This is a genomic window from Actinobacillus genomosp. 2, assembly GCF_029773605.1.
Classification (GTDB): Bacteria; Pseudomonadota; Gammaproteobacteria; order Enterobacterales; family Pasteurellaceae; genus Actinobacillus.
Window position 1 is genome coordinate 1517986 of the sequence record NZ_CP103807.1, and the last position, 19447, is coordinate 1537432.

The 19447-nt window shown below is 39.5% G+C and carries 15 protein-coding genes; 10 read left to right on the top strand and 5 right to left on the bottom strand.

Going from position 1 to position 19447, the window contains the following annotated elements:
* Positions 1–5 precede the first annotated feature (5 nt).
* The 6 genes from rbsK to napF all read left to right on the top strand — a co-directional run bounded on the left by rbsK (position 6) and on the right by napF (position 6206).
* The gene (gene rbsK, locus NYR60_RS07635) at positions 6–917 is read left to right on the top strand and encodes a ribokinase (protein WP_279466508.1); all 912 of its coding nucleotides are present in this window, start codon (positions 6–8) and stop codon (positions 915–917) included.
* A gap of 232 nt (positions 918–1149) precedes the next feature.
* Positions 1150–3570 carry a DMSO/selenate family reductase complex A subunit gene (locus NYR60_RS07640; protein ID WP_279466509.1) on the top strand — a complete coding sequence of 807 codons (2421 nt, stop codon included), beginning with the start codon at positions 1150–1152 and terminating at the stop codon, positions 3568–3570.
* A gap of 9 nt (positions 3571–3579) precedes the next feature.
* On the top strand, positions 3580–4197 hold the full coding sequence (locus tag NYR60_RS07645; protein ID WP_279466511.1) for a DMSO/selenate family reductase complex B subunit: 618 nt from the start codon (positions 3580–3582) through the stop codon (positions 4195–4197).
* 1 nt (position 4198) lies between these two features.
* Positions 4199–5032 (top strand): DmsC/YnfH family molybdoenzyme membrane anchor subunit, encoded by an 834-nt coding sequence (locus NYR60_RS07650; protein WP_279466512.1) that lies wholly within the window; start codon positions 4199–4201, stop codon positions 5030–5032.
* 55 nt (positions 5033–5087) lie between these two features.
* Entirely contained in the window at positions 5088–5693 is a 606-nt protein-coding gene (dmsD, locus tag NYR60_RS07655) for a Tat proofreading chaperone DmsD (RefSeq protein ID WP_279466513.1), read from the top strand.
* A gap of 3 nt (positions 5694–5696) precedes the next feature.
* Positions 5697–6206 (top strand): ferredoxin-type protein NapF, encoded by a 510-nt coding sequence (gene napF, locus NYR60_RS07660; RefSeq protein ID WP_279466514.1) that lies wholly within the window; start codon positions 5697–5699, stop codon positions 6204–6206.
* A 176-nt stretch (positions 6207–6382) separates the two neighbouring features.
* Here napF and NYR60_RS07665 read toward each other — a convergent pair whose 3' ends face one another.
* The 3 genes from NYR60_RS07665 to NYR60_RS07675 form a co-directional block, all read right to left on the bottom strand.
* The gene (locus NYR60_RS07665; RefSeq protein WP_279466515.1) at positions 6383–7063 is read right to left on the bottom strand and encodes a 3-keto-L-gulonate-6-phosphate decarboxylase UlaD; all 681 of its coding nucleotides are present in this window, start codon (positions 7061–7063) and stop codon (positions 6383–6385) included.
* Positions 7064–7174: 111 nt separating this feature from the next.
* Positions 7175–7642 carry a PTS sugar transporter subunit IIA gene (locus tag NYR60_RS07670; protein WP_279466516.1) on the bottom strand — a complete coding sequence of 156 codons (468 nt, stop codon included), beginning with the start codon at positions 7640–7642 and terminating at the stop codon, positions 7175–7177.
* Positions 7643–7708: 66 nt separating this feature from the next.
* The gene (locus NYR60_RS07675; RefSeq protein ID WP_279466517.1) at positions 7709–9520 is read right to left on the bottom strand and encodes a PTS ascorbate-specific subunit IIBC; all 1812 of its coding nucleotides are present in this window, start codon (positions 9518–9520) and stop codon (positions 7709–7711) included.
* A 470-nt stretch (positions 9521–9990) separates the two neighbouring features.
* Between NYR60_RS07675 and ulaG the strand changes: the two genes are divergently transcribed.
* The 4 genes from ulaG (at position 9991) to NYR60_RS07695 (ending at position 13576) form a co-directional block, all read left to right on the top strand.
* Positions 9991–11082 (top strand): L-ascorbate 6-phosphate lactonase, encoded by a 1092-nt coding sequence (gene ulaG, locus NYR60_RS07680; protein ID WP_279466519.1) that lies wholly within the window; start codon positions 9991–9993, stop codon positions 11080–11082.
* A gap of 96 nt (positions 11083–11178) precedes the next feature.
* The gene (gene ulaR / locus NYR60_RS07685) at positions 11179–11925 is read left to right on the top strand and encodes an HTH-type transcriptional regulator UlaR (protein ID WP_279466520.1); all 747 of its coding nucleotides are present in this window, start codon (positions 11179–11181) and stop codon (positions 11923–11925) included.
* 83 nt (positions 11926–12008) lie between these two features.
* Positions 12009–12869, top strand: a complete 861-nt coding sequence (locus NYR60_RS07690; RefSeq protein WP_279466521.1) for an L-ribulose-5-phosphate 3-epimerase — start codon at positions 12009–12011, stop codon at positions 12867–12869.
* Positions 12863–13576, top strand: a complete 714-nt coding sequence (locus NYR60_RS07695; RefSeq protein ID WP_279466522.1) for an L-ribulose-5-phosphate 4-epimerase — start codon at positions 12863–12865, stop codon at positions 13574–13576. Before NYR60_RS07690 ends, NYR60_RS07695 begins: the two co-directional genes overlap by 7 nt.
* Positions 13577–13819: 243 nt before the next feature.
* On the opposite strand, the gene purL is transcribed toward NYR60_RS07695, so the two are convergent.
* Together purL and uhpC are read right to left on the bottom strand one after the other, a co-directional pair.
* On the bottom strand, positions 13820–17716 hold the full coding sequence (gene purL, locus NYR60_RS07700; protein WP_279466523.1) for a phosphoribosylformylglycinamidine synthase: 3897 nt from the start codon (positions 17714–17716) through the stop codon (positions 13820–13822).
* A gap of 269 nt (positions 17717–17985) precedes the next feature.
* Positions 17986–19314, bottom strand: coding sequence for an MFS transporter family glucose-6-phosphate receptor UhpC (uhpC, locus tag NYR60_RS07705; protein ID WP_279466524.1), 1329 nt, complete (start codon positions 19312–19314; stop codon positions 17986–17988).
* Positions 19315–19447 lie beyond the last annotated feature (133 nt).

Consider the following 19447-nt stretch of genomic DNA (forward strand, 5'->3'; position numbering starts at 1 on the left):
TAATTATGAAAAAACTTTGTGTGTTAGGCAGCGTAAATGCGGATCATGTTATTCGAGTCCCTTATTTCCCGAAAGCGGGCGAAACGCTGAAAGGCGGCAATTATCACATCGCTTATGGTGGCAAAGGTGCGAACCAAGCGGTAGCTGCGGCTCGTGTACGAGATACATCATTAGTTGATGTGGATTTTATCGCTTGTATCGGCGCTGATGATATTGGGCGAGCGATGAAACAAGCGTTTGTACAAGACGGCATTAATCCCGAACACATTGTTGAAGTGGCTGATCAAATGACCGGCATTGCGATGATTCAAGTGGCGGATTCAGGCGAAAACAGCATTGTTATTTCCGCCGGTGCGAATGCAAAGCTAGATGAAAGCGTAGTGGCACAACACAAAGCCACGATAGAGAACGCAGATTGCTTACTGGTTCAGCTCGAAACGCCGTTACAAGCGGTCGAAAAGGCTCTAAAAATTGCGAAAGCTCACCACACCCAAGTGATTTTAAATCCTGCACCGGCACAGCCGCTCTCGGACGAAGTTTTAGCGAATATCGATATGATTACCCCAAATGAAACCGAAACCGCCTTACTGACCGGTGTTCAAGTAGTTGATGAACAAACCGCCCAACAAGCGGCGAATGTGTTCCATCAAAAAGGGATTCAAACCGTATTAATTACTTTGGGGGCGAAAGGGGCGTTTTTAAGTGAAAACGGCAACGGTGAAATCATTGCCGGCTTTAAAGTCATACCGGTGGATACCACCGCCGCCGGCGATACCTTTAACGGCGCACTGGCGGTTGCTTTATTAGAAGGCAAATCAATGCGAGATGCCGTAATGTTCGCTCACAAAGCCTCTTCGATTTCCGTCACCCGTATGGGCGCACAAAGTTCGATTCCTACTCGAGCAGAGTTAGTTTAGTCGTTTAACTTCATTAACAAGCGGTTAGATTTTTGTAGCAACTTGCAAAAAGTTGACCGCTTATTTTTCTGATCCCTACCTTGTTATAAAAATCATTATCATTAACATAAGTTATTGATCCTTATCAGCTTTTATCTAATTTCCGCACAAATTTTCTTATCGTCTTTACAAAGTAATTATAGAATCAAGACATACCCTTATTGAGTTATTTTTAATTTTATTTGGAGTGAATATGTCAATTACAAGACGTGGGTTCCTAAAAGGAACATCAGCAAGTATGACCGCATTAGCGGCATCCGGCGGTATCGCTCTCCCTTTTGTTGCTAAAGCTGAAACAAAAGATAATGTTACTGGGCAACAAGCTCAGGATGAAAAAGTGGTTTGGAGTGCTTGTACAGTAAACTGTGGTAGCCGTTGTCCGTTAAGAATGAATGTAAAAGATAATCAAATTTTATATGTGGAAACGGATAATACCGGTACGGAAACCTATAATCTTGATCATCAAGTTCGTGCTTGTTTACGCGGTCGTTCAATGCGTCGCCGTGTTTATAATCCTGATCGTTTGAAATATCCAATGAAACGTGTAGGTAAACGCGGTGAGGGTAAATTTAAACGGATTTCTTGGGATGAAGCATTAACGGAAATCGCACAATCATTACGTAAAAATATTGAGAAATACGGTAATGAAAGTATTTATCTCAACTATGGTACCGGCACATTAGGCGGAACCGTCACAAAATCTTGGCCGCCAGGTTCGACTTTAGTTGCGCGTTTAATGAATTGTATCGGTGGTTATTTAAATCATTATGGCGACTATAGTACCGCACAAATTGCGGTCGGTTTAGATTATACCTACGGCGGTGGCTGGGCATTAGGTAACGGCTTAGCTGATATTGAAAACACAAAACTCATCGTTCTTTTCGGTAATAACCCTGCAGAAACTCGTATGAGTGGCGGTGGTTTAACCTATTGTTTTGAACAAGCTAAAGCGAAATCAAATGCGAAGGTGATTATCATTGACCCTCGTTATACAGATACAGGTGTAGGTAAAGAGGATGAATGGATTCCTATTCGTCCAGGAACTGATGCGGCGTTAGTATCTGCACTTGCTTATGTATTAATTACCGAAAATATGGTCGATCAGGCATTTTTAGATAAGTATTGCGTTGGCTATGATGAAAAAACATTACCGTCAGATGCACCTAAAAATGGTCATTATAAAGCTTATATTTTAGGTCAAGGCGATGATGGCATTGCTAAAACACCTGAATGGGCGTCTAAAATTACCGGTATCCCGGTTGATCGTATTATCAAATTAGCTCGTGAGATTGGTCAAACCAAACCAGCTTATATTTCTCAAGGTTGGGGACCTCAACGCCGTAGTAATGGAGAGTTAATTTCTCGTGCGATTGCTATGTTACCGATTTTAACCGGCAATGTTGGTATTAGTGGCGGTAATACTGGAGCAAGAGAAAGTGCTTATGGAATACCGTTTGTAAGAATGCCTACTTTAACTAACCCTGTGCAAGCAAGTATCCCAATGTTCTTATGGACGGATGCGATTGTTCGTGGTCCAGAGATGACCGCAACCACAGACGGCATTCAGGGTGTTGAAAAATTATCCGCACCAATTAAAGTCATTTGGAATTATGCAAGTAACTGCTTAATTAACCAACATGCTGAAATCAATCGTACCCACGAAATTCTACAAGATGAGTCTAAATGTGAATTAATCATTACGATTGATAACCATATGACTTCAACTGCGAAATATAGTGATATTTTATTACCGGATTGTATGACTTCAGAACAGATGGATTTCTGTTTAGATGCTTATGTCGCCAATATGAACTATGTTATTTTTGCCGATCAAGTAGTTAAGCCTTCATTTGAGTGTCGTAATATCTACGATATGTTAAGTGATTTAGCTGAAAAACTGGGTGTAAAAGAACAATTTACGGAAGGCAGAACTCAAGAACAATGGTTACGCCATATTTATGAACAGTCCCGCCAAAAATTACCTGAGCTTCCAACCTTTGAAGAATTTAGACAACAAGGAATCTTCAAAAAAGTGGATCCAAAAGGTTTCTATATTGCTTATAAAGATTTCAGAAATAACCCTGAAGCCAATCCATTAAAAACCCCATCAGGCAAAATTGAAATCTATTCCTCTCGTTTAGCGGAAATTGCTCGTACTTGGAAATTGGAAAAAGATGAAGTGATTCATCCGTTACCAATTCATACCGATAGCTTTGAGCATTATGGTGATCCGTTAATGCAAAAATATCCGTTACAACTTTCTGGTTTCCATTATAAAGCTCGTACTCACTCGACTTACGGTAATGTTGATGTTCTCAAAGAAGCAAATCCGCAAGAGATTTGGATTAATCCAATTGATGCACAAGCGAGAGGAATTCAAAACGGGGAATTAGTTCGTATCTTTAATGATCGTGGCGAAGTGCGTATTAATGCTAAAGTTACCCCTCGTATTATTCCAGGAGTCGTGGCATTAAGTGAAGGTGCTTGGTATGCACCAGATAAAAATGGTGTGGATTATTCAGGTTGTATTAATGTCCTTACTGCACAACGCCCATCGCCATTAGCGAAAGGCAATCCGCAACATTCCAACTTAGTGCAAATTGAGAAATTATAGAGGTGAACTATGGAACAATATGGTTTTTATTTCGATTCTGAACGTTGCACAGGTTGTAAAACTTGCGAATTAGCGTGCAAGGATTATAAAGATTTAGGTACTGATGTGAATTTCCGCCGTATTTATGAATATGCCGGTGGGAATTGGGTGCAAGGCAATGATGGTTGTTGGAACCAAGATGTCTTTGCTTACTATATGTCGATTTCGTGTAACCATTGTGACGACCCTGCGTGTGTGAAAGTGTGTCCGACCGGTGCGATGCACAAAAATGCAGACGGTTTTGTGATGGTAAATGAAGACACCTGTATCGGTTGTCGCTATTGCAGTATGGCGTGCCCTTACGATGCACCACAATATAGTGCAAGCAAAGGGCATATGACTAAATGTGACGGTTGTTATTCTCGCGTGAAAGATGGACAAAAACCGATTTGCGTCGAATCTTGCCCGTTACGTGCATTAGATTTTGCACCGATTAAAGAGCTACGTGCAAAATATGGTGATCAGGCATCGATTGCACCGTTACCGTCAGCGGATTTAACTAAACCGAATTTAGTGGTTAAAGCCAATAAACACGCACGCCTAAGTGGCGATACAACTGGGTTCTTAGCGAATCCAAGAGAGGTGTAATATGAATGCAGGATTACATGAATTACCGTTGGTTTTCTTTACGGTGTTAGCCCAAACAGCGGTCGGATTTTGGCTGATTTTTACCTTTGTGATGTGCAAAGGGACGAGTCCGAAAAGCCAAGGTTATTTACATAAAGGACTGTTTATCGCATTGTTATTGTTAGGGTGTGGTTTTATTGCGTCCGTGACACACTTAGGCTCGCCATTGAGAGCATTTAACTCATTAAATCGTGTTGGCAGTTCTATGATGAGTAATGAAATTGCCAGCGGTGCAGTATTTTTCGCTTTAGCCGGTATTTATTGGTTATTCGCCGTATTAGGCAAAATGTCACAAGGATTGAACAAAGTGTGGTTAGTGGTGACAGCCTTGGTGGGTATCGTATTTATGTATATGATGAATAACCTTTATCATTTACCTACCGTACCGACTTGGAATAATGCTATTACGTCTTGGCAATTCTATTTAACCGTTGTGCTTGGAGGCTGTGCGTTAGCGGTGGCGGTATTAAGCACAAACCCGCACCAGGATTATCAAGTAAAATGTAGCCCTTGGTTATATGTGCTAGCAGTATTCTGTGTCGCGGTAGTAGTGATTTACCAAGCATTTGGATTAGCACATATCCATAGTTCGGTACAACAAGCGGTCAATTTAGTGCCGGATTTTGCCATTATGCAAGTGTTACGCCTCTGTTTATTAGCGGTGGCGGCAGCATTGATTGTAAAAGGTAGAACATTACCGTTACTTTCACTCGCTGTACTTATCACATTAGCAGCTGAAATGATTGGACGTGTACTATTCTATGGTTTACATATGACCTCCGGCATGGCGGTATAAACTAAAATATAATGGTGGGGAAACCCACCGTTATGAGATAAATAAGGAAAATAAAATGCAAAACGAATTACAACAATGGATTTCAATCAGCGGAAGATTATTAGGCTCATTATTTTACTATGAACCGAGCGATGACAATGTACAGTCGGCTTTGCATTTTTTCCAACAAGAAAATTGGGCAAATGAATGGGGAGAATTAGCCAATGAATCCCAAATTAAGCAGTTAATTGCCCAAGGTTTAACCCAAGATTTATCTGAACAATATCAACGTCTGTTTATTGGACCGGAGCAACTTATTGCACCGCCGTGGAGTTCAGTCTATCTTGATCCTGAATCAGTTATTTTTGGTAATTCGTTATTGGATTTACGTAATTTTTTACGCAAGCACCAAATTGCGTTAACTCAGAACGAAACTGAGCCGGAAGATCATATTGGCTTAATGTTATTACTTGCCGCTTATCTTGCAGAAAGTAAACCTGCATTATTACCGGAATATTTGAGTAAATATTTGTTGATTTGGGCGGAACATTATTTCGATTTAGTCGCTCAACAAACGGATTTTCCGTTCTATCAAGGTTTAGCGTTGCTGGCCCAACAAACCTTAAAAGATTGGCAACAACAGTTAGCAATTATTATTCCTCAAGTGTCTTTTTATCGTTAAGCTATGTTAGGCAAAAACAAATTACCACCACTTGAAATCACACCGAGAGTTTTTTCTCGTCGGGAGTTATTTACCGGTTTTTTTCGCCAAACGAAAGCTCATCAAAACCCAATTCGAGCAGAAAACCGACCGCCTTTTGCCGCACCGGAACACTTATTCCAAGTTGCTTGTGACGGCTGCGGCAAATGTGTCACAGCTTGTCCAATGGGGGTTATTGATATTCGCCAACAACAAGCGGTATTAGATTTAACTTTCTCCGCTTGTACACTTTGTGGCAAATGTGCCGAAAGCTGCCCGACTCAAGCCCTACATCTCTCTTTTAAAAAAGATACAGAACTCCGCCCTCAATTCTCAAATGATTGCTTACAAACAAAAGGGCAACCTTGTGATAACTGTATCCAAAGTTGCCCTCAACAAGCGATTTCATCTGAACTTACCATTAATAATGATCTCTGCAACGGCTGCGGAGAATGTAAACAAGCCTGTTTTATGGCGGCTGTGAGTTTGAAGTAATAATATAAGTACTACAAGAAATGCTTTTATTCTCCTAGGGAGATAAGCCGAGCTAGATTAAGTATATTAGTTCCGAGGGGGGATTATAAAAATACCGGTAAGAGTTAAATTACCGGTATTTTTCATCTATATGAATCGAAGATTATCTAATTAAAACGAGTTTAATTAAGTTGAACTTAAGCCCAATACTTATCAATTTCGGCACGAATCGCTTCCGCAGTTTGTTTACCTTTTTCACCAACTAAAGCTCGACCAGCAATAAAGGCTTTCGCATTTTTAATTTCTTTAAATAAATGAATATCTTCCGGTACAATACCGCCGGTAATTGATAATTCTAAACCTAATGCAGAGAGTTGTTTCATAAGTTCCACATCTTCCGCAGTCCAGCCTTTGCCGGCTAATTCAGCGTCTCTAGAACGATGGTAGATTGCTTGTGTAACCCCTAAGTCAACCCATTCTTTCGCATCTTTTTCTACTGTCCAGTTACCGTAAATTTCGATTTGGATTTCTTTCTTCACTTTTAATTCAGGATGTGCCGCATTAAAATCATCCGCCACTTTCTTACATGCAGCTTTGGTTGCCGGATGTGCTGCTGCTGAAACTGTTAACCAGTCTGCACCTGCCTCGAAAGCCATTTTTGCTAAAATAGCACCGCCGTCCGTGGTTTTTAAATCGCATACGATAATATGATTTGGGTGTAATGCTCGTAAAGTTGAAACTGCTTTCATTCCTTCCGCACAGGCAAGAATCGTACCGCATTCAATAATTTCTACTACACTTTCTGCTTGTTTTGCATCTGCAACCGCTTTTTCTAGACTTAATGAATCTAATGCAATTTGAAGTAATGGTTTTGACATATTTTGTTCCTTTTATGAATTTTTAAATTGTACTTTATTCCTCTCTCTCGTTATCGGTAGAGAGATTGCTTGTTGAAGAGTTTAGCGAAACAAGCAGAGAGAGGGAATATCTTAACCAGCTAACGCCTGATCAATCACCGCATAAATATCTTCTTTAGTCTGACAACGTAAGATTTTATCTAAATCTACCCCAGTATCGCTATCCGGATTGTCCAATACTTGAGTAATTTCCATTAAACCTTCCATATGTTTATCGGAATCACTACCGGCTAATGTAACAAATACCGAAACAGGCTCATCTTCTCCATCAAAATAAATAGGCTCTTTTAAGGTTACTAAGGCGAACGAGGTTTTAATAACACCTTCTTCCGGACGAGAATGTGGCATAGCAAGACCCGGTGCAAGAATGATATATGGCCCCATTTTTTCAATATTTTCAATAATACTGGTGTAATAACGAGCTTCAATCGCACCTGATTTTTCTAAAACATCCGTACCTAATTTGATTGCTGCTTTCCAATCTGCCGCACTTTGATTTAAAAGAATTGAATTATTTTCGATAAGTGATTCTTTTAACATAGTTTTACTTCCTTTATGTGAGAAAATTTATTTGAATAATCCGCCCCAGTTCAGAGGCGGACGGTGTTATTGATATTTTTTAATAAGAGCTAACAATTCATCACCAAAAGTATTCGGATTTAACATATTTTGTACGCCTAATACCGAGATATGCTCATTTGCTACAATCTCATTTTGTAAGTGTTTAGAACACACAATGATATCTACCGAACCGACCTTACCTTTATGATCAGTGACCGCACAGGAATCCATCACATTTGGAATACCACGTTTATCAAGGTATTGTTTAATTTTCATTTTCATCATCATAGATGAACCTTGACCAGAGCCACATACCGCTAAGATACGCACCGCTTTTGTATCATTTTCCACATTGCTTTCTGTTGTTTGAGTAGGTTCAGCTTCTTGTTCTACCGGTTCACCGAAACCGTATAATTGGTCTACGGTTTTGCCTTCTGCTTTCGCTCTTGCTTCGTCGGTACGTAATTGTTTACCTGCAAATGCCATATATACAAGTGCTAACACAATACATACGAAAGTTGCACCAGTCGGGCTAAAGAACATACCTTGGATAATTGGTGGGAATAATAACGCCCAATCTGCCATACCCATCCAGCCGTTAAAGCCTACACCGCCTTCTGTACTGGTAATTAAGCTTACTACCCATGCAGAACCGAGTACTTCAATAATCCCCATCACGAAACAGATTTTCATCACCGCTTTCCAACCACCGAAATGGTTTGCGAATACACCGATTGTTGCGTTAGAGAAGAACATCGGGATAAAGCCCGGAATAATTAATACCGCAGCTGAAGCGTCACCGCCACCGAATTGTTGATAAGCGATTAATCCACCTACCGCAACAAACTGACCTATAGCACCCCACATAAAACCGAATACCACCGCATTTGGTGAGAATGCATAAGTTGCCGCACAGTCAATAGCTAATACTGCATTTGGAATTAAACGTTCAGAAATCCCTTTGAATGATTCAGATAATTCTGCTACGAACATACGCACACCAAGCACGATAACTTGGATTGCCACCGCAAATTTTAAGCCGGTTTCAAAGATGTAAATTGTCCAGTGTGTTTTACCTGCCATTTGTTGTAGGTTATCTAAACCGAATGACATTAGGATAATACCGAAGAACACCGTCATTACGATCGCGGTTGCCGAAATACTGTCGTGGAAAATATGTAACCATTTAGGTAAGTTGAGTTTATCAACCGTTTCTTCTTTTTTACCTAATTTCGGTGCAACTTTTGCCGCTAACCAAGACGCAAATTGTTGTTGGTGACCGATAGAGAAACCCGCACCGCCGGTAATTTGTTGGGTTGCTTGGTACATCATATTAGAGAAGATACCCCAATAAAGTGCCATAATGATTGCAGTATATACAACCACTTCCCATGGTTTTGAACCAAGTACCCAGAATACTACAGCAACCAAGCCAGCTTGTTGGAACATAATATGACCGGTAAGCATAATAGTACGAATACCGGTAAAGTGTCTGAATAATACAAGTAGGATATTAAGGAATAAGGCTAAAATTACCGCATAGCCCACATATGCATAAGCATCCCCCATAGTACTCATTGTAGCTTGCCAACTTGTATATGGGTCAATCACCGCACCTTTTAGGTTGTGATATTTAGATAAGCCTTCAATAACTGGTTTAAAGTTTTGTACAAGTGTACCTGAACCGACTTGTACCAACATAAAACCTACAATCGTTTTGATTGTACCTTTTAAAATAGTTGTTAAATCTTTTTTTAGGAATATATAACCGATACAAGCAACAAGCCCCAGTAATAATGGTGCTTTAGACAAGACTTGGTCATTAATTGCCATAAAGATACTCATTAATGTATCCATAGCGAGCCTCTCTGTTTTAATGTTGAGTAGTAATGATGAGATTTAGAAAATCTCATAGTTTTATTGGTTAAGCTAAATATAAAACGTAGTATATTTTTACTACGGTGCAAATGATAAACAGTAACATCTTCTTGAAAAAGATTAATTTTGATTATTTGTGAACAAGATCACAATTTATTTTTCATTCCTATGATTTTTCTGCTCATTTGTTAAATAAATGTATGCAATGTTAGGAGGCAATAACTATGATATTTTATTAAGTTATTGATATATAAGTAAAATTGTGAGGTATTCGTAATTGGGGTACGTTTAAGAAAAATATCAGTGATTCTGCAATTTAATGAGATTAAATAAAAAGTTAGAGGTAGATCACATTTTTCAAAAAAATCATTTTACAAAAAATGATGATTATTTATGATTGTAAGTGATTAAAACTTAATATCTTCCTTCAAAAACATTAGGAGTTTACTATGGCAAAAGTTAATGAAATCACACGAGAAAGCTGGATCCTTTCTACCTTTCCAGAATGGGGTACTTGGTTAAATGAAGAAATTGAGGAAGAAGTGGTGCCGGAAGGTAACTTCGCAATGTGGTGGTTAGGTTGTGTAGGCGTGTGGATTAAAACACCTGCAGGTGCAAACATTTGTATGGACTTATGGTGTAGTCGTGGTAAGTCTACTAAGAAAGTAAAAGATATGGTGCGTGGCCATCAAATGGCGAATATGGCTGGGGTGCGTAAATTACAACCGAATCTACGTGCACAACCGATGGTATTGGACCCATTTGCAATTAACGAAGTAGACTTCATTCTTGCATCTCACTATCACAGCGATCATATTGATGTAAATGTTGCTGCTGCTATCGTAAACAATCCTAAGTTAAATCATGTGAAATTTGTTGGTCCATGGCACTGTGGTGAATTATGGAAAAAATGGGGCGTACCAGAAGATCGTATCATTGTTGTAAAACCGGGTGATGTTGTAAAAATTAAAGATGTAGAAATTCACGCATTAGATTCCTTTGACCGTACCTGTTTAGTGACCTTACCGGTTGAAGGTGCTGAAGAGCAAGGCGGTGAGTTAAAAGGTTTATGTCCATCTGATGAAGAAATGGGACGTAAGGCTGTAAACTATGTCTTCAAAACACCGGGCGGTAATATTTATCACGGTGCAGACTCGCACTACTCAATCCAATTTGCGAAACACGGTAAAGAATTCGATATTGACGTAGCGTTAAATAACTATGGTGAAAACCCAGTGGGTATCGCAGATAAAATGACTTCTATCGACTTACTCCGTATGGCAGAATGTTTACGTACAAAAGTGATTATCCCAGTTCATCACGATATTTGGACAAACTTTATGGCAAGCACGCAAGAAATCATTGATTTATGGCGTATGCGTAAAGACCGATTACAATACAAATTCCATCCGTTTATTTGGGAAGTAGGTGGTAAATATGTTTATCCTCGTGATAAAGACCTAATTGAGTACCACCATCCACGTGGCTTTGACGATTGTTTCGAGCAGGAACCAAATATTCAATTTAAATCAATGCTTTAATTGAAACCAAGCCACTCTTAAAAGATATAAGAGTGGCTTATTTTTCGGTTCATTGTGCATGATTTAAAATGAGATATTGCAAAAAGGAACATGGTAATGAACGAAAATTTTAGACATAAAAAATTATTGTCCTTACTGGAAGCAAAGCAAATGCTTTCAACCTTGGAAATTATGAATCTTTTAAATATCTCGCCGGCAACTGCTAGACGAGATATTAATAAACTGAGCGAACAGAAAAAATTACGTAAAGTGCGTAACGGTGCAGAAGCAATTAACAAACATACGTCATTAACACAAGAAAAAACCATTAATAATTTGGAAGAAAAACGCCGTATCGCCGAAGCAGCAAGTAAATTATGCAAAGAGGGAGACAGCGTGATTTTAACCTGTGGCTCCACGATGCAATTATTAGGGCAGGTACTATGCGGTCAAAAATTGCAAATTATTACTAATTTTCTACCGCTTGCCAATGAGTTAATTGAGCAACAACACGATGATGTAGTGATTATGGGCGGACAATATAATAAAAATAAGCAAGTCACGCTTTCACTTAATCAACAGAACGAATTTATGTATGCGGCAAATATTATGTTTACCAGCGGTAAGGGGTTTACGCAAGAAGGTTTATTTAAAACCGATATGATTATTGCCAATTCAGAAGCACAAATGTCATCAAAAGCCAGTAAATATGTCGTGTTATTGGACAGCACTAAACTGGGTAAAGAAATCGGTATGTTATTTAGAGAGATTGATGATGTGGATATACTTATTACCGGCAAAGAAGCTGACCCTAAAATGCTTAAACTTATTCGGGATAAAGGGGTGGAAATCATTCTTGCTTAAAACAATAAGATATACGAATATATACAAGCGGTTAAAAAAACGTTATTTTTTACTAAAACCATTATTTGAACTAGGGGATGAATATGAGAAAACATAAGTTAGGAATTTACGAAAAAGCATTACCTAAAAATATTTCTTGGCAAGATAGACTCTCTATTGCCAAAGCATGCAGTTTTGATTTTGTCGAAATGTCTGTGGATGAAACAGACGAACGTTTAGCTCGTTTAGATTGGACAAAGGAACAGAGAATAGAATTAGTTAAAGCAATTATTAATACTGGAGTAACGATTCCATCTATGTGTTTATCTGGTCATCGTCGTTTCCCATTCGGTTCTCATGATGAAGCTACTCGTCAAAAAGCCTATGAAATTATGGAAAAAGCGATCCAACTTGCAGTAGATTTAGGTATTCGTACCATTCAATTAGCCGGCTACGATGTGTATTATGAAGAACAAGATGAAGGTACAATTCAACGCTTCCAACAAGGTTTAGAATGGGCAACCGAACTGGCGGCAAGTAATCAAGTAACTCTTGCTGTAGAGATTATGGATACCAAGTTTATGAGTTCGATTAAACGTTGGAAAAAATGGGACGAAATGATCAAATCACCATGGTTTACCGTCTATCCGGATATCGGCAACGTTTCGGCTTGGAATGATGATATTGAAGCCGAATTTGCCCTAGGTATTGATAAAATTTCAGCAATTCATTTAAAAGATACTTATAAGGTCACTGAAACTTGCAAAGGACAATTCCGAGATGTACCGTTTGGTAACGGTTGTGTGGACTTCAAAGGTTTCTTCGAGATCTTGGCAAAATTAAATTATCGTGGTGCATTCTTAATTGAAATGTGGACGGAAAAAGCGGAAGAACCAATCGCGGAAATTATTAATGCTCGCCGTTGGATTGAACAAAAAATGAAAGAAGGTGGTTTCCAATGTTAACAGAATTATCTCCAAAATTACTTGCGATGCGAGATCGCGTATTTAAAGCAAATCTTGAATTACCAAAATATAAATTAGTCACGTTTACTTGGGGTAACGTGAGTGAAATCGACCGTGAAACCGGTTATGTTGCGATTAAACCTTCCGGTGTAGAATATGAAACAATGAAACCGGAAGATATCGTATTTGTTGATTTACAAGGCAACCGAGTATTTGGCGATAAAAAACCATCGTCCGATACCGCAACTCACTTAGAATTTTACCGTCAATTCCCGAATATCGGTGGCGTAGTGCATACCCATTCACGTCATGCAACCGCATGGGCACAAGCCGGTGAAGATATTCTTGCTTTAGGTACAACACAAGGTGACTATTTCTATGGATCTGTACCTTGTACACGCCGTATGACCCCAGAAGAAATTGCTGGTGAATATGAATTAGAAACCGGTAAGGTAGTAGTAGAAACATTCCGTAAACGCGGTATTAATCCGGACATGGTTCCGGGCGTATTAGTCCATTCGCACGGGCCTTTCACTTGGGGTAAAGATGCACATGAAGCAGTCCACAATTCAGTGGTATTAGAAGAAGTGGCATATATGAATTTTGTTAGCCATCAAATCCGCCCAAATATCGGTTCAATGCAACAAGAATTACTTGATAAGCATTACCTACGCAAACACGGTGCGAATGCGTATTACGGTCAATAATTATTCATAATATCTTTTATATATTTAGCGGTTAATTTTTCCTTAGATGTTGTAAATGTTTAAGGATATTTAACCGCTTTTTTTAACATTACAACGCAATACTACCCATCATCTAGACGAGTTGATAATTGATTAGGATAGAAAAGAACTCATCGGGAGATAGTACTATTAGGATAATAATAAAGCTAATAAAAAAGACAACCACCTTTCAGTAGTTGCCTTTTCTCATCAATTTACACTTAATTATTTAAGTGCCACTCTCGCATTTCTAAACAATCTCATCCACGCACCGTCCTCAGTCCAATTATCAGGACACCAAGAGTTAGATACTGCACGGTAAACACGTTCTGGGTGTGGCATCATGATAGCGACACGTCCATCTGTGTTTGAGATTGCGGTGATGCCGTTTACCGAACCGTTAGGGTTAGCTGGGTAAACTTCGGTCGGTTGTAAGTTGTTGTCGATATATTGTGCGATCACAAGTTTTTGTGCGGTTAAGCCGGCAAGTTGTTGTGCCGATTTGAACTCCACCTGCCCTTCACCGTGTGAAACGGCAATCGGCATATGTGAACCCGCCATACCTTGGAACCAATGGTTGTTGGTTTCGTTGATTTTCACTAAGCCAACACGAGCTTCAAAGCGTTCCGATTTGTTACGCACGAAACGTGGCCAGTTTTCCGTACCTGGGATAATTTCCGCTAGGTTTGAAGCCATTTGGCAACCGTTACACACGCCTAATGCAAGCGTGTTCGGATTCGCAAAGAATTGACTGAACTGTTCACGTAACATTGGGTTGAATAAAATCGATTTCGCCCAACCGCCACCAGCGCCGAGTACATCACCGTAAGAGAAGCCACCACACGCTACTAACGCATTAAAATCTTTCAGATTTCTTCTGCCTGCCATTAAGTCTGACATATGTACGTCAATCGCATTAAAGCCGGCACGGTCGAATGCTGCCGCCATTTCGTAATGGCTGTTTACGCCTTGTTCACGTAAGATTGCGACAGTCGGTTTTACACCTTTATTGATAAATGGAGCCGTAATATCTTCGTTAACATCATAGGTTAAGAAGGTTGATAAACCTTTGTTATTCGGGTCTTTTTTAGTTTCAAACTCTTGATCCGCACATTCCGGATTATCACGTAAGCGTTGCATTTGGTGAGTTAATTCCGCCCAAATTCCACGTAATTCAGAACGTTTTTCGCTCAATAATTTACGGCTGCCACGGCTAATTTCAAATACATCACCTTCCGTTACAGCTCCCAATTCTTTCGTTAAACCTAACAAATTATGTGCTTTTAACACTTCACGAACATTGGCTAATTCATTATCGGCAACTTGGATTACCGCCCCTAATTCTTCATTGAATAATACCGCTAAATCATCATCACCTAACGCTGAAATATCAATTTCTACACCGCAGTTGCCGGCAAATGCCATTTCCGCAAGAGTGGTAATTAAACCACCGTCAGAACGGTCATGATAGGCTAATAATTTACGTTCAGTAACTAATGCTTGCATCGCATTGAAGAAATTTTTGAGGCTTTCCACATTTACTACATCCGCCGGTTTATCACCGAGTTGTTTATAAACTTGTGCTAATGCAGTTGCACCTAAACGGTTTTTTCCTTCGCCTAAATCAATGAGTAATAAACGGGAGTGGCCTTTATCGGTGCGTAATTGTGGCGTAACGGTTTTACGCACATCTTCCACACGTGCAAATGCTGAAATTACTAACGAAAGCGGTGCAGTGACTGATTTTTGCTCACCATTTTCTTCCCATGTAGTACGCATTGACATTGAGTCTTTACCCACCGGAATCGTAATACCTAACGCCGGGCAAAGCTCTTCACCAACTGCTTTTACCGCTTCATAAAGACCGGCATCTTCGCCAGCGTGACCTGCCGCTGACATCCAGTTTGCTGAAAGTTTGATGCGTTTTAAGTCACCGATTTCAGTCGCCGCAATATTGGTGATTGATTCCGCCACCGCAAGACGTGCAGACGCACCAAAATCTAATAAAGCAACCGGCGCACGTTCACCCATCGACATTGCTTCACCGTGGTAGCTGTCTAAACTTGCTGTAGTTACCGCACAGTCCGCTACCGGAATTTGCCACGGGCCAACCATCTGATCTCGTGCCACCATACCGGTTACCGAACGGTCACCGATGGTGATTAAGAAGGTTTTTTCTGCGACAACCGGTAAACGTAACACACGATGTAGCGCTTCTTTTAATTGGATTTGTTGGCTATCAAGCGGTTGATTTTCAACAGTTTTTGACGAAACATCACGATGCATTTTCGGTGTTTTACCGAGTAACACGTTCATCGGCAAATCAATAGGGTTATTGTCGAAATGATCGTCTTTAAGGGTTAAATGTTTCTCTTCGGTCGCTTCACCGATCACTGCAAACGGCGCACGTTCACGCTCACATAATTCGGTAAATAACGCTAATTTTTCCGGTGCAACCGCTAATACATAACGTTCTTGCGATTCATTACACCAAATTTCAAGCGGTGACATACCTTTTTCGTCACATAAAATTTTACGTAAATCGAATTTACCACCACGATCGCCATCGTGAACTAATTCCGGCATTGCGTTAGATAAACCGCCCGCACCTACGTCGTGAATAAATAAAATCGGGTTGTCTTCACCTAGTTGCCAACAACGGTCGATCACTTCTTGGCAACGGCGTTCCATTTCTGGGTTTTCACGTTGTACCGAAGCAAAGTCCAAATCTTCTTTTGATTTACCGGAAGCCATAGACGAAGCCGCACCGCCGCCTAAGCCGATGTTCATTGCCGGACCACCAAGTACGATTAATTTCGCACCGACCGGAATTTCACCTTTTTGCACGTGTTCTGCACGGATATTACCGATACCACCTGCGAGCATAATCGGTTTGTGGTAACCACGTACTTCTTCACCGGCAAAGCTGTTGACTTTTTCTTCATAAGTACGGAAATAGCCTAATAACGCCGGACGACCGAATTCGTTATTAAATGCCGCACCGCCCAATGGGCCTTCGATCATAATATCGAGTGCTGAAGCGATACGATTCGGTTTTGAAAGTGGGTTTTCCCACGGTTGTTCAAAGTTTGGAATCACAAGGTTAGACACCGAGAAACCGGTTAAACCTGCTTTTGGTTTTGCACCGCGACCGGTTGCACCTTCGTCACGAATTTCACCGCCTGAACCGGTCGCTGCACCTGGGAACGGTGAAATTGCAGTCGGGTGGTTATGGGTTTCCACTTTCATTAAGATATGCGCATCTTCTTGGTGCGCACGGTATTGACCGTCTTGATCCGGGAACCAACGACCAACTTTTGAGCCTTCCATTACCGCCGCATTATCTTTATAAGCTGAAAGCACGTAGTCCGGCGTTTTCTCGAAGGTGTTTTTAATCATTTTGAATAATGATTTTTCTTGTTTTTGACCGTCAATCGTCCAATCCGCATTAAAGATTTTATGGCGACAATGTTCTGAGTTCGCCTGTGCGAACATATAAAGTTCGATGTCATTCGGGTTACGATTTAAAGCGGTGAAATTTTCCACTAAATAATCAATTTCATCATCCGCTAACGCTAAACCTAAGTTCACGTTCGCTTCTTCTAACGCTTTACGACCGCCGTTTAAAATATCTACGGTAGTAAACGGTTTAGGTTCCTGTTGAGTAAACAAACTTGCTGCTTGCGCTTCGTTATCTAATACCTTTTCTAACATACGGTCGTGTAATAAACCTTTTAAGGTTTCAATTTGTGCCGCCGTCGGCTCTGCGCTGAATTCAAAATAGTAAGCTAAACCACGTTCGATACGATTTATCGCTTGTAAGCCGCAGTTGTGTGCAATATCGGTCGCTTTTGAAGACCATGAAGAAATTGTACCAATACGAGGTGTAACGATTAAGCAAAAGCCGGTCGGCTCGTGTTCAGCAAGAGTCGGACCATAATGTAAAAGTTCTTTAATTTCAGCAGTTTGAATCGCACTAAGTTCAGTATTTAAGTCAACAAAATGCACATATTCCGCATAAACCGATTTTACCGGTAACGCATTTTGCTGGAATTTGGTTTGGAATTGGTTAAGACGAAATTCAGAGAGGGCTGGAGAGCCACGAAAGGTTTGTACAGTCATTGTTGATTCCGTATTTGAGAAATAAAAAAATTCTTGTCCATTATAGCGGATAACGCAAACGTTTGCATTGCAAAAATTTAGGGAATTTTGACCGCTTGTTTTTAGCGTAAATATGCGATCAATTTTTGAATTGATAACCTTAATTCTGTCAAGTAATAGAGTTATAACACTCAGCGAAGTCAAGCATTAGATTTTGATTGTTAAAAAATAAAACCCTGTATAGAGGATATACAGGGTTATTATTTATAGTAAGTAGATCTGTTAGTTAATTAAGCATTTACTTTTTGATTTTTGTATCGTTGTAAAAAATACACTAAAACTAACAATAAGGCACAAGCTAATGAAATTACAAATAATGTACCAAAGAATCCATTCCATTTAAATTCCTCAATAACAAGAGAAAGAGGTAAACCAGCAATCGCTGCACCAATATAAGCAAATAAGCTTACAAAACCTGTTGATGCACCTGAAGCATATTTATGTGAATTCTCTGCAGCAGCCATTGCAATCAAGAATTGAGGACCAAAAATAAAGAAACCCATTAAGAAAAATAATGTAGACATCAATAGGCTATTGTCACTTGGTACAAACCAAAGAGATAATGCCACAGCAATAATACCCACAACATAGATAATATTCATCTGAGTACGATTACCTCGGAAAAATTTATCTGATCCCCAACCGGCAAATAAAGCTCCCAAGAATCCACCAATTTCAAAAAAGGCAATAGTTGCATTAGCTTCTAATAAGTTATAGTGGTGAATTTCTTTTAAATATAGGTTACCCCAATCGTTGATACCCGTACGTACGATATAAACTAGAGCATAGGAAATAGCTAAAGCCCAAATAATATTGTTTTTAAACACGTAGTTTTTTAAGATTTCCCAAGTTGAAAGTCCAACTCCTTCACTTTCGTGTTTTTTCTCATCAATATCATTACGCCATTCACCAACTGTTGGTAAACCCATTGATGCGGGGCGATCTCGTAATAGTATACAAAGTCCTAAACCAACAATTACAGCGATAACGCCAGGAATAATCATTCCATAACGCCACCCTAAGCTAAGCGTTACCGCACCAGCAATAATAGGAATAAGTGCTCCACCTACGTTATGTGAAGTATTCCAAATTGCCCACCATAAACCTCGTTCATTACGAGAGTACCAAGTATTTAAAATTTTTGAACAAGGAGGCCAGCCCCAACCTTGGAAAAAGGCGTTAATCATCCACAATGTGACAAACATAAACAGAGATGAACTCATACCAAACAGGATATTTACAACCCCAGTTGCCATTAGACCTAATCCCATAAAATAACGAGGATTTGATCTATCTCCGATAACGCCAGAGAGGAATTTTGATGCACCATAAGTAAGATAAAATGCAGTTCCCATAATCCCAATATCAGCTTTTTGTAAACCAAGATCTGCCAGCATTTCAGGCATAACAAAGTTAAAACCTTTACGCGTAAAATAAAAGACAGCATATCCTATATAGCTAACTAACATTAGATGTAGTCTCCAATAGCGATATGCTTTATCTATTTCTTCTTTTGATTTAGTTATTGGTAAATCTGGAGCTTCTTTGAAAATAGCCATAATGATCCCCTTATTATTGAATGTTATTAAAGTAACAAAATTAACTATATTTAATTCTAATCAATTTATAATGTTAAAAAAGTGACATTGATCACAGTTTCTGAAATTTTTTGCTGTATTATTAAAAACACAA